The sequence below is a fragment of the Colwellia sp. NW0002-52-1 genome (genome assembly GCF_057550865.1).
In genome coordinates this window covers 162,196-175,852 of record NZ_BAAJLU010000006.1, presented here as the reverse complement: position 1 = coordinate 175,852, position 13,657 = coordinate 162,196, and the positions used below count along the sequence as shown (strand labels likewise).

Here is a 13,657-nt window from a genome sequence, read left to right as displayed (position 1 = left end):
TACACTCGTAATTGTTAAAATGAGAGCCTGTTCAGGCTCTCAAATTTACCTGTTATTTCGCCTTCATAAAATGTTTAGTGCCAACCAAACAGCGATATTTAATAGCTCATGAACTTCTTTAAAACCCCACAGTTTAAAGCTTTATATAAACAAACTTGGCCAATGCTACTAGGGTTGTTTGCTATTATGAGCAGCCAACTTATTGATAGTGCCTTTATAGGTCAACTAGGCGCACAACCTTTAGCTGTTGTGGGGTTTTCTATACCTATTTACCAATTAATTATTGGTATTCAAGTTGGGCTTGGCATAGCTACTACCGCATCTATTTCAAACGCTATTGGTGCCAATAAAAAACGTTATGCAAAGTATTTAGGCACACTGGTTTTATGTATTGGTGTGATCATCATTACCTTGCTTTGCTTTTTACTTTGGTATTATCAAGTATTAATTACTGGTTATTTAGGGGCTGGCGAGGCTCTTTTCACGTTACTTAGACAATATTGGCTACCTTGGCTTTTAAGTTGTTGGCTTGGCGCAATGCTGTATTTTGGTTATAGCATTTGTCGTGCCCACGGCGAAACTTTGCTACCAGGTAAAGTGATGGTGCTAACAAGTTTACTAAACATTGTTTTAGACCCTATTTTTATATTTAGTTTTAATATGGGTTTGGCTGGTGCTGCATGGGCAACATGCCTTTCGTTTATTATTGGTTGTTATATTATTTTTAAGGCCGTAATCGACAAAAATTTTGTTGTTGTAATCTGTAATATCAACAGAGCTAAAAAAGGGATAGAATCGATCATTCAGTACACTATTCCGGCTATGTTGAGTCAGTTTATTCCGCCAGTTTCTGCGATATTGGTCACTATTGTAATTGCATCCTACGGAGATTTCGCTGTTGGTGCATGGGGTTTAGCTAACCGTATTGAATATATTGCTATTATTTTAATTCTAGCCCTAACAATGGCTATACCCCCTATGATTGGCAATCTTAAAGGCAGAAATAAAATCCCTGAAATATTCTTCTTAGTAAAAACAGCGATTAATACCCTTTTATGTTTTCAATTAGCGATTGCAGTTATTATATTCGTAATATCTAAACCAATGGCTGACTTGTTTTCAGTAAATAGCGAGATAGAAAACCTGTTAATGCAATACTTATGGATAGTACCTATAAGCTATGGCGCTCTTGGGGTTTGCATGATTTGTGTATCCGCATGTAATGCCATGGGTTTACCTAATTCAGCATTAATTATTTCTATTTTACGCCTGTTTGGCTGCTACCTTCCTTTAATATGGCTAGGTTCAGAAATGTATGGGCTTTTAGGTATATTTATTGGCGCTAGTATTGGTAATTTTTTATCCGGTATCGTCAGTTGGTTTATGTTCCTGAAACAATATAAAAAATTAAGCCGTATTTCCCAGTTTGAAACAGGTGTAAAAATTTAAAAGATCTTGGCAAGCAAATAGACGCTCGTGCATTGGTTTCATAAATTTTAATTTGAGCTATTAAAGCAATATTAAAAAATAATTTTCTCGATTGTTGCTTTTACTTGCTCATATTCAGATGATTCTACAAAGCCTAGTGAAAATCGTTGCGGCGTATCTAGGTATTTATCTTTATTACTGCGACCAAAGCCAAATACTGTCATATCGGGTCTGCTGACGTAATTATCTGGATGTTCATCATCTTGATGGTGCAACATATATAACATTCTCGGGCTTTTTATATCACCAAACGCTATCCATTCTGTGGTTGGCAAGTCAGCCAAATATGGTTCGTTGATGGCATGCGCTTTGTTTTCACTCGCACTAAACCAAAAGTCGGTTTTATCCATTTCTCCATAAGGCACGCCTTCGTATTGTATCCAGTATTTATAACCTGCACTAACTTTGTTCATGGTAAAATCTAAGCGTTCAGGGTAAAAATCCCATTGCCCTTGCCACTTTTTATTTCCCGACGTAAAAGTAATACGAACATGGTTGGCTGATTCAATATTAACTTCAGAGCTTGATCAGTCAGTACCCGCGTTAAGCGCATGAAAATAATTGCCGTCTTGCTTATGAATAGCATTTGGAAAGCCTCGATATTCACCTTTATGACCCGAGCCTTTAGTGTTGTTAAAGCCTAACCAATCAACACCTTCAATATCTTCCATGCTTGATAAACCGCCACCTTGCTTTTCCAAATAATAAGTCGCGTTATTCGTTGTTATTATGTAAGTAGCAACGCCGCCAGCAGATTGGTCAATACCATGCGTTAACACCACGGCAGGTTTTACTTTGCTTACCTTGCTTACTTGGGTGTTAAGCGTTTTATGCTTTGCACTGCAACTAATAGTCGCAATAGAAAAAATGAAGACAATTGCTATTAAGTTAATTTTTGAAAACATTATATTATCTCGTTAATTAAGCGGTTGGCTTAGCGCTTCTTTTCAAGAAAACACCTACCGCTAAAATCACCAAAGCACAGGCGACAAACATGCCTCTACCCCATAATGGATTGGGAATTAACGCCATAAGCGTTACACCACTGCCCATTAACAACACCATAGAACCTAACTTGTCTCTTTGTTTACGGTCGTAATCATCTTGTACGTTATCGGCAATGACTGGGGTTTCAATATCAACAAAGAATTTTTCTCGCTCTTGTTTGTGTTCGTCTTGTTCTGCTTTATAAAAGAAAGTGGTTGAACAGAAAAAGCCTGCGGTAAAAATCAAGTGTGCGGCAATGGTGAGCATTAAGTTCATATCAACCGATTCTCTGCGAGTCAGTTCATTCAAGCCCAACCAATTAGCAAAGACTTGTGGCGTTAATATATTCATCATAAACCACGAGATAAACAAACCTAAAGCAACGGTAACCCAAGGCGCCCAATTAGGCGTTTTCTTAATAAACAAACCAAAAATAAGCGGAATAAGCAGCGGTACTTGGATCATGGTTGATAGCGACATCATTAAGTCAAACAAGCTTAATTCTTTAAGTGACTTAAAAAATAACGCCACCGAGATCACCAAAATACCACAAGCGAAACTAACAACTCGGCTAACCTTTAATAAATGCTTATCATCAATAACTTTATTTTTTCTCGCTAATAATGGTTGGTAAATGCTGCGCACAAATATACCGGCGTTTTTATTTAAAGATGAGTCCATTGATGACATGGTAGCAGCGAAAAGTCCGGCTAATAACAAGCCAACTGTCCCTATGGGCATAGTGTTTCGAGCAAATACCAAGTAAACGGCATCGGCTGCTTTATTGCCAAGCTCAGGGAATGCGGCGGCCGCATCAGGGTACAAAATGGCCGAAACCCAAGGCGGTATAAACCATATAATACTACCAAGCCCCATTAATACCATGGCCAGTAAAGCCGCCTTTCTAGCGTTGTCAGAGTCTTTTGCATTTAGAAAGCGAAAGGAGTCGTTCAAATTCATAATGGTGATCATTTGTTTAGCTAGAAAGAAAACAAAGGTGCCAACTAATAACAAACCGTAGTTCATATCAGGACCCATCATAAAGTCAGACGGAAATTGGGTTACCATTTCAACAGGGCCGCCAACTTGAACTAAGGCGACAATTGCGCAAGCAATAGAAACCACAGCAACCACTAATGTTTGCACAAAGTCTGATGCAACAACTCCCCATGCGCCAGCAAGCACTGAAACAAATAGCACTGTTAAGCCAGTAGCAATAATAGTAAGCGTAATATCAGCATTAAATACAGCGCTAGAGAACACACCCAGCGCATTTAGCCAAACACCAGCATTAATCACACTAAACACAATTAATGCCCATGAAAAAAACGTTTCATTTTGCTGGCCAAAGCGACGTTTTATGCCTTCGGTTGGCGTATCAACACGCATTTGACGAAAACGGTGTGAAAAATATGCCCAACCGCAAAAGTAAGCAAAAGTATTGGCGAAAAACACTAAACTCACGGCAAAACCATCTGTGTATGCTTTACCAGCAGCACCGGTGAAGGTCCAGGCAGAAAACTGCGCCATAAAGGCGGTTGAACCTACCATCCACCACAACATTCTCCCGCCACCGCGAAAGTAGTCACTGGTGGAGTTTTTAGCCATACCTTTAAAAGCAAAGCCTATTCCAACAATTAGCGTAAAATACCCTGCAATTACCAAATAATCATAAAACATGAGCTTACCTTTTCGGCTGAAATTTATTGCAGATGACTTACATCAACCCAAAAGTCATTTTTACGAATTAAATCAATAAGCTGTTGGTATTGACTCCCTGCTTTAAATGTTTGGTAAGGCGCTACAGCTTCACCTTGAATGTCTTGCACTAATTCTCGAATAAGGTAGCGCCAATTTCTTTCGGTATCACCTTCAACATTAGGTACATCTGATGCAATTTCTGCAGGTAATGGTACTTCCTGCCATTCGTTGTTTTCGCCGTAAACATACAGTGGCCCTGCACCATAGTGCCCCTTAATATAAATTGCACCTTTACTACCATAAAACACAATGTGATCTTCATTAAAGCGTGGATGCAGCCCGCCATGTTTAAACATTACAGAAACCGGTTTTTCAGCAAATGGACTTTCTAATTGCGCTAATACGTTATAAGACCACTCAACATTTGACTCGCCCCACTGTAGTGAAGCATCGTTTAAATCTTTGGGAATAAAATCACGTCGAGTTTTAAAGTTGTGTACACCTTCTACAATCGGTGCTTTACCTAAGTCGTCACGTACTTCGCCCATAATAGCTAGAATTTTCTCGCCCACGACCGAAGTAACAATCGACATCATATGCGTAAAGTTATTATTCAGTCGCCCGCCGCCATCTTCTTTTCGATGTGACCAACCGAAGGGAATATCACGCTCTAAATTAAAATGAGAAATACATTCAACTTCTAATGGCTCGCCTATAATCCCTTCAGCAACAAGCTTTTTGGCATGGAGTATTTCAGGCATATACCTAAAACTTGCAGCAAAAGCCGTTTTAACATTTTTAGCTTGCGCTAATTGGTATAGCGCTTTCGACGTTTCACCACTTTGTGTTAATGGCTTATCACAGAAAACATGACAGCCAAATTCAATCGCTTGTTCTATCGGCTCAACATGCGCACCACCCGGAGTAGCAATCGACACAACATCAGGTTTGCAATCTTCTAGCGCTTGCTGCCAATTGGTGCCGGCATAAGGAATATTCATGTCTTTAGCAACTTGCTCAACTACACTTTTGGTTCTGCCAACAATACCCACTACTTCAGCGCCGGCATATCTAAAGGCATCTGTGTGCCCTTGCCCAGCAAAACCAGTGCCATGCACTAATACTTTAATTTTATTACTCATGTATTAATCCTGTTTATATTTTTAATCAAAGCCAACAATGCCAGCGTTTACCAGTTCCACAATGTGCCATCTTCTAACCGACTTACGGGCAAATAAGAGCGTTTATAAGGATATTGACTCGCAACTTCTTCATCAAACTCTATACCTAAGCCCGGTGCTTCACTCATATAAGCCATGCCATTTTTTACGCTATATTCATGCTTAAATATTTGCTTTAATTGCTCATTTCCAAAACCTACAAACTCTTGAATACCAAAATTAGGCGTCCAAATGTTAAGATGCATATGCGCTGCAAAACAAATCGGCGATAAATCAGGTGCGCCATGCGGTGCCGTTTTTACGTTATATATACTGCTAAAATCTGCGATACGTCTTAACGCCGTAATGCCACCAGCATGCGTTGCGGCCACTCGAATATAGTCAATAAGCTGGTTTTGTATCAAATCTTTACAATCCCAAATCGTATTGTAGGTTTCGCCAATAGCCAATGGTGTTGTGGTGTGCTGCCTGATTATGGAAAAATTATCTTGGTTCTCTGCCATTGAAGCATCTTCGAGAAACAATAAATTAAACTCTTCTAATAACTTACCGAGTTTGGCTGATTCAATGGGTGTTAGCCTACTGTGTACATCATGAACAAATTGAATTTCATCACCAAAACGTTCACGTGCAGCACGAAATAGCTCGACCACCGAATTAAAATATTTTAGCGTTGACCACTCTTCTTCTGGCGGTAAAGGGCGATTACCCTGCAATTCGTAATAGTCTTTTTTATCCCCTAAAACGCCATAAGTTACTTTAAGCCCGGGAATTGCCGACTGTAATCTAATAGCCTTAAAGCCTTGTTCAATTAATGCCTGTGTTTTATCAAGTGTGTCGTCAATGCTTTCCCCATTGGCGTGTGCGTATAACGTAACACCTTTACGGCTTTTTCCACCAAGTAACTGATACACAGGTAAACCAGCCACTTTTCCTTTAATATCCCAAAGTGCCATATCAATCGCTGCAATCGCGGCCATATTAATTGGCCCTTTTCGCCAATACACACCTTTGTACAAATATTGCCAAATGTCTTCAATGTTGCTTGGGTCTCTACCTATTAAACAAGGAATTACGTGTTCTTCTAAATAGGTTACAACAGCCATTTCTCGGCCATTTACTGTTGCATCACCTAAACCGTAAACACCAGTATCTGTCATCACTTTTACCGTGACAAAGTTCCTACCAGGGCTACATACAAAGACTTTTATCGCTGCAATTTTCACTTATCTTCCTTACGTTCAATACTAATTCAATACTAAATCAGCAGAGTAACTATGATTTACCGAACAAACTAAATCGTTTTACTAAATCGGTTTAGTTGATTAAATTAGCACACTGTTGCACAATGTCAACACTCGAATATTTAGCGCCTCAAAGAAAAATCCATGGTAAAAATCAAGTTAATCGATGTAGCTGAGAAAGCTGGCGTGTCTAAAAGCACGGTTTCTCAATATTTAAATGGCCGTTTTGATTACATGGCAGAAAAAACCAAACAAAGAATAATGCAAGCGATTGAAGAGCTAGATTATGTACCAAACCCTATTGCCAGAAGCCTGAAAACAGCTAAAACGAAAACCATTGGTGTTATTGTGCGTGACGTTACCGGTTCATACACAGGTAAAGCGATACGAGGTATTGATGATTTTTGTAAAAAAAATGGCTATAACGTTTTAATTTACAACACCGATTTCGACCCAACGATTGAAGCGCAATCTTTACAGGCGTTAAGACAGCTAAATGTTGACGGTATTATTATCGCGTCGTCAGGAAAAAACGCTGAGCTTATCTGCAAATTTATCGACAAAGGTTTACCCGTTGTGCAATTTCAACTGGAGCACGACGGTACCGAAAAGCACATAATATTATCAGATTACCGCCAAGGTGCGTTTGATGCTACTGACTATTTAATTACGTTAGGTCACAAGCGAATTTGCTTTATTACACAACATTTCGACAGTGTTAAATCACGAAACGAACGTTACCAAGGCTATTTAGAAGCGCATCTTAAGCATGGAATGAGTGTTGATAATCAGCTTATTCAATATTGGCATCGTGAAACCGGGTTTGAGTTTTCACCAACAGAATTATTATCTCAGTTGAATCCACCTAGTGCTTTTTTTACTCAACATTTAGCCATAACTACCGCATTGCTTGAAAATTTAGAGCACGGAAATATCACCATTCCTAATGATGTCTCAGTTATTAGTTTTGACGATATACCCATGGCTAAATTCTTTAAAGTGCCTATTACCGTGATTAAACAAGAACCTTACGAAATAGGCACCGAATCTGCTAGCGCGCTACTCAATTTACTTAATGAAAAACAAACCTCAGCCAAGAAAGTGATGGTACCTTGTTCATTAATTAAAAGAGCTTCTTGTAAAGCGCCATAACGTTTAGTTAAAAATCGCAATATAACACTCGACTTAACAATTTTTATTAAAGGCATATAAAATGAAATTTAAGACAATACTAGCGTCAACCATAGTAAGTACCTTCTTCATCACGAGTTGCGGCACTAGCACAGGTAACCAAGAGTCACTCAACGTAATTCCTGCGACTCAGTTTGATTTATCTACATGGAAAATTACGGTACCAACCGATAAAGATAATAACGGCAAAGTTGATCAGGTAAGTCGCATTGATATTCAACACTATAGTCACCCCGATTATTTCTATCTTGATGACAATAATAATTTGGTATTTGCTACACCTAACAAAGCATTTACCACCGCAAATTCAACGAATACTCGTAGCGAGTTGCATCAATTATTAGGTGGTCCTAAAGTTAAAAGTAATGCGCCGGCTAATAATTTTTCCTTAAAATCTCACCCAAATGTAAAAAACCATGCTCAAATTGGCGGTAATTTACAAGCCACAGTAAAAGTAAACCACGTTGCTAAACGAGCGACTTATCCAAACAAAAACCCAGCTTACTCTGTGGTAGTTGGACAAATTCATGCCACTAAAGACAAAGCCATCGTTGCACAAGGTAATGGTTTTGGTTATGGCAATGAACCGATAAAAATTTACTTTAAAAAATGGCCAAATCACCAATATGGTTCAGTGTTTTGGAACTATGAACGCAACTTACCAAAAGCAGATGTTAATCGTGTTGATATTGCCTACCCAGTGTGGGGTGAATTATGGAGTGAAAGCAGTGAACCCGGTGAAAATGGTATAGCGTTAAATGAAGAATTTAGTTACGAAATTAATGTTTACAGCGACATTATGTATTTAACGTTTACTACGGCACGTCATAAAACCGTAAAGTTTCAAATTAACTTAGCAAACAACATTGATGCGAACGGTAAGGTAGACAAATACGATCATCCAAATGGCTATCTTGGTGATGCTTTGTTTTTTAAAGCGGGTGCATATAACCAATGCAGCATTAAAGATGAACCGGGCTTTTGGTATCCTAAATGCCTAGGCACGGGCGACTGGAAAACGGATAAAAAAAATGGCGATTACGCGCAAGTTACATTTACAAAACTAACAACGGGCTCCGCTAAAAAGCCCGAATAGTTTTACTAATAAATAGATTACTTCAACATTTCGGTGCTCAAGAGTAGCAAATATAATCTATTGAAATATTTAGTTAAATTGTTAGCCAAATACCTCTGTAGTGGGTAATTAAACTTAACCACTACAGTGCAAAGCAAATCGTTAACATTAGTTTTCCACAACAAAAACAACTACTTCCCTCAAAAAAACCCGACAACTTAAATGCTCAGTCAAACATGATTTTTTGCGAATTCTTGTTCACTAAATGCGTTAATTCATTACCGTTGTATGCATCTCATTCATACTTAAAGATAACTAAACATCATTTTCATTTAATACTAGCTAGCTTCAACATGATTTCAATCAACAAAGTGCAGAAATTAAATACAACAAGCACGATTTCATTTATCAATGGGGAAGCCAATACATGTTTAAACGTTCACTAGTGAGTATTGCTACACAGGCAGTTATTTATTCAGCTATTGTTATGCCAAGTAGCACCTTTGCAGCTGAAGCACAGCAACAAGATAAAGCAGCAGGTTTAGAGCGCATTACCGTTACATCTCAAAAGCGCGTGCAGTCAATTCAAGATGTTCCAACGTCTATTCAAGCGTTTACAGGCGCTAGTTTAGAGAAAAACAACATAGATAACTTGTTGGGCATGTCTGAGTCTTTACCCAATGTGCACATAACAGAATCTTCAAGTAGTAAGCGCATATTTGTCCGTGGTATTGGCTCAGGCACCAATGCCGGTTTTGAACAATCGGTTGCCATGTACAAAGACGGTATTTACTTAGGTCGCGGGCACCAAGCTAAGTTTCCTTTTTTAGACATGCAGCGTATAGAGCTAATCAAAGGCCCACAAGCCGTCATGTTTGGTAAAAATGCTACCGCCGGTGCTTTTAGCATGGTGACAAATTCGCCTACTGATGAAAATGAAGGTTCTATTTCTGCTGAATATGGCTCTGACAACGAACGCCGTATTAACGCTGTGGCTAATTTTGCAATAAATGATGATTTAGCTATTCGAATTGCGGCTTTTGATGAGTCAATGGACGGCTATATTAACAACATTGCCCGCGATAAAGATGAATCTTCCTCAGAAGCTAGCGGGGTTAGATTTTCTGCTGATTGGCAATTAAGCGACAACGTAAACGCACTATTCAAATGGGAACATGCTAGCTTTGATACTAAAGGCTCCCGTTATCAATATATTGTTGATGAAACGAGTCGTAACGAACAAGTGGCTAGCGATCCGGCTAACCCTGGTAACGTTGGCTATCGCTCATTTTTACTTTCTGATGCTTCAGGCCTTGATTACACCAGTGCGGTATCGGGTGACCAACACCCTGGCGGGCTAGATGAAGGTAATTCTACAACTTCAAATAATGCCGTATTGCAGCTAACTTACGACCATGGTGAATATGAGTTTACCTCGATTACTACTTACAGTGATTACGACTGGGATGCTTTATTCGATGCTGATTATTCTGAAGTTTCTTTGATTAAACAAGATCATATTGAGAACTTTGAGCAATTTACTCAAGAGTTTCGTGTTTCTTCGCCCGCCGGTGAAACCTTTGAGTACGTTGCAGGCGTATTTTACATGAACAGCGAGCTTACCCATCCAAACGATATTTTACTAGCAGCATCAACGCTTATCCCGACTTTACCGCCAGCAACGTCAGTGGGTACTCGGGCGTTATTTGAACAAGACCAAGAAAGCTATTCTGCGTTTGCTTCACTGACTTGGAATGTAAATAACGACTGGCGTGCCAATCTTGGTTTACGTTATCAAAAAGAAGAAAAAGAAGTTACTAGTGAACAAAGTTCATACGCCATGTTTGCTGAAGGCGTTCCTGAACCTGTACAACAGTTTGTTAATACCTTAGTACCCGGCATTGCTGCAGCGTTATCTGGTGCAGGCATGCATGAAATTGAAGCTGATCGCGACGAGTCACATCTATCACCAAGCATTAGTGTGCAGTATCTAGGCTTCGAAGACACCATGCTATTCGCCAGCGCCGGTATTGGTTATAAAGCAGGTGGCTATGACGGCTCAGGTTTAAACAGTTCAAGCGGTAATCAACCTGATCCTGAGTCAGGTTTCGAGTTTGATGATGAAAAAGCCACTAATATTGAGTTTGGTATAAAGTCTGAGCCCATTAAAAATGTTTTAGAAATTAACGCCACCATTTTCCACACCAAATACGAAGACTTGCAAGTATCTGAGTTTAACGGCAATGCTTTTGTGGTAAAAAATGCGGCTGAAACCAAAGTACAAGGTATTGAAATTGATAGCCGCTGGGCAATAAACGACAACTGGACCTTATCAGCCAGTATTGCCTTACTTGATTTTGAATATGAGAGCTACACGGGAGCTTCTCCAACAGTGCGTCAAGCTGAATTACTGGGCCAAGCAACACAAGATTTGAGTGGCAAAACAGGCGCGTTTGCTCCTGACTATTCAGGCAACCTCGCACTTGACTACAATACCGAAATATTTTCAGGCTATCCGCTGTCGGCAAATTTATCGGTTAATTTCAGTGATGATTATTTTCTTGAACAAGATTTAGATCCCATTGCTGTGCAAAAAGCCTATGAAAAAGTAAACTTTAGACTTGAAGTAGCAGACAAAGATGATGCTTGGACAGTAGCATTCTTAGTGAAAAACTTAACCGACGAGCAAACCTTTAGTCAGGCAAACGATGTCCCTGTATTAAGTTATGCGCATCGTTTCTTGTCAGAGCGCCCTCGTAGTTATCACTTGCAAGCGAGTTATAACTTTTAGCATATAAACGTATTAGTGTTATAAAAATTTAGCACGCGCACAAAGCAATGTGCCGTGCTTTTTAATTTTTCACTTAACGCTCTACAGCATGCCTTGCCTTTGATATATATCTATCAGGTATCACTTGATATGCTTTAATACCAACAGCAATAGTTACAATAAGTCTTTGGCAATAACTAACAGTTTTTCTCGCATCCAGCCGTTAATTGGGTCATGTTCAGCTTGTTTATGCCAATACATATGTACCGGTAATACGGGTACGTCAAAAGGCAATGGCACTACCTCCACAGGCATTTTATCCTTCAACAAATTAGCGTAGGCATTTGGCATGGTTAACAGCATGTCGCAACGACTGATCACACTAGTAGCTGCAAAGTAATGCTCGCACTGAAGAACAATATTTCGTGTAGCGCCATGGTTCGCTAATGCCATATCAACCAGATCAACCCGTGAGTCTTTTAAAGCCACTAACGCATGCGAAGCTTTAATATAATTTTCTAAGGTCAGGTTGTTAAGAATGGGGTGATCTTTACGGCAAATTAACGAAAAACTTTCATTACAAATCAACGTACTTCTAATGTCATTACTGGTTGGCGTAAGTACATCAATAACAATATCTAACTCTTGTTGCTCAAGTGCCTTTTCCATTTCAACACGAGATACTTGCCGGCTATTAACGGTAATGTTAGGCGTATTAGTGAGTAAATCGGTGACAAGAGTAGGAAAAAAAATAGACTCAAGAATGTCACGAAAACCAAACTTAATTTCACGTTTGTGCGCGGTTACATCAAACAATTGGTTATCTAACAAGGTGGATTCTAGCGCAGTTAACGAGGTTATAACTTGCGGCATAATTTTTTGACATAACGCCGATGGCACCATTTTTCGGCCATGGCGAATAAACAAGACATCATCAAACTTAGCCCGTAATCTTGATAAGGCATGGCTCACCGCAGGCTGAGTTAAATGCAATTTATTTGCCGCAGCAGTAATAGTGCCTTCTAAATAGACGGTTCTGAGTATTAAAAATAAATTTAAATCAATCTTACTATGCAGCATATTTATATATATCCATTAATTTGCATCACTTCAATTTATTTTAAGACTAATTAGACTTAAGTCAAACAGTCTTTTGGGAATAGCTATGAGTAACGATTTAATTGAGCAAGCAAAAAGTATGACTATAGGTAGTGACAAATTTGCTTTACCTATGCCACCAACTTTTGACAATTTAGCAGCACAACAAACCTACGAGAAACAGCGATTAGCTGCTGGATTTCGTGTTTTTGCTATGCACGGGTTTGATGAAGGCCTAGCAGGGCATATTACCCAGCGTGATTGCATTGACCCAGAAACTTTTTGGGTAAACCCATTAGGTATTCATTTCGCGCATATTAAAGCCTCAGATTTAGTGCGTGTTGATCACAAAGGTAATATTGTTGAAGGTAACTCAGTAATCAATAATGCAGCCTTTGCTATTCATTCGCGTATTCATATGGCTCGCCCTGATGTTGCAGCAGTTGCGCATGCACATACTAAGTTTGGCCGCGCCTTTTCATCACTCGGACAATTACTTAAACCTATTTCGCAAGACGCCTGTGTTTTTTACGAAAACCACAGTGTTTTTGATGTGTTTTCGGGTGTAGTAGCCGACGCAGAAGAAGGCGACATGATTGCAGCTTCACTTGCTGATAAAACCGCGGTGATATTACAAAACCATGGTTTACTCACCGTAGGTAAGTCGCTTGACGCTGCCGTTGCCAACTTTGTTTTAATGGATAGCTGCTGCCAAAGCCAGCTTTTGGCACAAGCGGCTGGCGAATTAAAGCTGATCAGTCACGATATTGCAGTGAAAACCAAACGGACTAATGGCTCAGACATAGTCACTTGGGGCAACTTCCAACCACTCTACCAAGTGGTAAATGCACAAGATAATAGCTTTTTAGATTAAGGCGTTAAACGCACAAAATCACATAATAATAACAGCGCAATAACTCAA

The 13,657-nt window shown here is 39.4% G+C and carries 11 protein-coding genes; 5 read left to right on the top strand and 6 right to left on the bottom strand.

Annotated features, from left to right (window positions below; translation table 11 throughout):
• Positions 1–108 precede the first annotated feature (108 nt).
• The gene (locus AC27H3_RS08500) at positions 109–1,449 is read left to right on the top strand and encodes an MATE family efflux transporter (protein ID WP_487105318.1); all 1,341 of its coding nucleotides are present in this window, start codon (positions 109–111) and stop codon (positions 1,447–1,449) included.
• A 71-nt stretch (positions 1,450–1,520) separates the two neighbouring features.
• Here the strand turns inward: AC27H3_RS08500 and AC27H3_RS08495 are convergent, their stop codons facing one another.
• From AC27H3_RS08495 to manD, 5 genes are all read right to left on the bottom strand, one after another.
• The gene (locus AC27H3_RS08495) at positions 1,521–1,901 is read right to left on the bottom strand and encodes a hypothetical protein (RefSeq protein WP_487105316.1); all 381 of its coding nucleotides are present in this window, start codon (positions 1,899–1,901) and stop codon (positions 1,521–1,523) included.
• 114 nt (positions 1,902–2,015) lie between these two features.
• Positions 2,016–2,393, bottom strand: coding sequence for a hypothetical protein (locus AC27H3_RS08490; RefSeq protein ID WP_487105314.1), 378 nt, complete (start codon positions 2,391–2,393; stop codon positions 2,016–2,018).
• A gap of 16 nt (positions 2,394–2,409) precedes the next feature.
• The gene (locus AC27H3_RS08485; RefSeq protein ID WP_487105312.1) at positions 2,410–4,155 is read right to left on the bottom strand and encodes a sodium:solute symporter family transporter; all 1,746 of its coding nucleotides are present in this window, start codon (positions 4,153–4,155) and stop codon (positions 2,410–2,412) included.
• A gap of 23 nt (positions 4,156–4,178) precedes the next feature.
• Positions 4,179–5,318 carry a Gfo/Idh/MocA family protein gene (locus AC27H3_RS08480; RefSeq protein WP_487105311.1) on the bottom strand — a complete coding sequence of 380 codons (1,140 nt, stop codon included), beginning with the start codon at positions 5,316–5,318 and terminating at the stop codon, positions 4,179–4,181.
• Between the two features lie 47 nt (positions 5,319–5,365).
• Positions 5,366–6,583: a D-mannonate dehydratase ManD gene (gene manD, locus AC27H3_RS08475; RefSeq protein ID WP_487105309.1), complete on the bottom strand. Its 1,218-nt coding sequence runs from the start codon at positions 6,581–6,583 to the stop codon at positions 5,366–5,368.
• A gap of 162 nt (positions 6,584–6,745) precedes the next feature.
• On the opposite strand from manD, the gene AC27H3_RS08470 reads away from it, so the two are divergent.
• The 3 genes from AC27H3_RS08470 to AC27H3_RS08460 all read left to right on the top strand — a co-directional run bounded on the left by AC27H3_RS08470 (position 6,746) and on the right by AC27H3_RS08460 (position 11,658).
• Positions 6,746–7,753 carry a LacI family DNA-binding transcriptional regulator gene (locus AC27H3_RS08470; protein ID WP_487105307.1) on the top strand — a complete coding sequence of 336 codons (1,008 nt, stop codon included), beginning with the start codon at positions 6,746–6,748 and terminating at the stop codon, positions 7,751–7,753.
• A 61-nt stretch (positions 7,754–7,814) separates the two neighbouring features.
• Complete coding sequence (locus tag AC27H3_RS08465; RefSeq protein WP_487105305.1) at positions 7,815–8,888, top strand: polysaccharide lyase family 7 protein; 1,074 nt, start codon at positions 7,815–7,817, stop codon at positions 8,886–8,888.
• A 406-nt stretch (positions 8,889–9,294) separates the two neighbouring features.
• Positions 9,295–11,658, top strand: coding sequence for a TonB-dependent receptor (locus AC27H3_RS08460; RefSeq protein WP_487105303.1), 2,364 nt, complete (start codon positions 9,295–9,297; stop codon positions 11,656–11,658).
• 153 nt (positions 11,659–11,811) lie between these two features.
• On the opposite strand, the gene AC27H3_RS08455 is transcribed toward AC27H3_RS08460, so the two are convergent.
• Complete coding sequence (locus tag AC27H3_RS08455; RefSeq protein ID WP_487105301.1) at positions 11,812–12,717, bottom strand: LysR family transcriptional regulator; 906 nt, start codon at positions 12,715–12,717, stop codon at positions 11,812–11,814.
• Between the two features lie 85 nt (positions 12,718–12,802).
• Between AC27H3_RS08455 and AC27H3_RS08450 the strand changes: the two genes are divergently transcribed.
• Positions 12,803–13,609 carry a class II aldolase/adducin family protein gene (locus tag AC27H3_RS08450; RefSeq protein WP_487105299.1) on the top strand — a complete coding sequence of 269 codons (807 nt, stop codon included), beginning with the start codon at positions 12,803–12,805 and terminating at the stop codon, positions 13,607–13,609.
• The last annotated feature ends 48 nt before the right edge of the window (positions 13,610–13,657 follow it).

Bases quoted from the DNA above. Each gene is read 5' to 3' on its own strand.
- AC27H3_RS08500 (WP_487105318.1), top strand. From the start codon at position 109: ATGAACTTCTTTAAAACCCCACAGTTTAAAGCTTTATATAAACAAACT.
- AC27H3_RS08495 (WP_487105316.1), bottom strand. From the start codon at position 1,901: ATGAACAAAGTTAGTGCAGGTTATAAATACTGGATACAATACGAAGGC.
- AC27H3_RS08490 (WP_487105314.1), bottom strand. From the start codon at position 2,393: ATGTTTTCAAAAATTAACTTAATAGCAATTGTCTTCATTTTTTCTATT.
- AC27H3_RS08485 (WP_487105312.1), bottom strand. From the start codon at position 4,155: ATGTTTTATGATTATTTGGTAATTGCAGGGTATTTTACGCTAATTGTT.
- AC27H3_RS08480 (WP_487105311.1), bottom strand. From the start codon at position 5,318: ATGAGTAATAAAATTAAAGTATTAGTGCATGGCACTGGTTTTGCTGGG.
- AC27H3_RS08470 (WP_487105307.1), top strand. From the start codon at position 6,746: ATGGTAAAAATCAAGTTAATCGATGTAGCTGAGAAAGCTGGCGTGTCT.
- AC27H3_RS08465 (WP_487105305.1), top strand. From the start codon at position 7,815: ATGAAATTTAAGACAATACTAGCGTCAACCATAGTAAGTACCTTCTTC.
- AC27H3_RS08460 (WP_487105303.1), top strand. From the start codon at position 9,295: ATGTTTAAACGTTCACTAGTGAGTATTGCTACACAGGCAGTTATTTAT.
- AC27H3_RS08455 (WP_487105301.1), bottom strand. From the start codon at position 12,717: ATGCTGCATAGTAAGATTGATTTAAATTTATTTTTAATACTCAGAACC.
- AC27H3_RS08450 (WP_487105299.1), top strand. From the start codon at position 12,803: ATGAGTAACGATTTAATTGAGCAAGCAAAAAGTATGACTATAGGTAGT.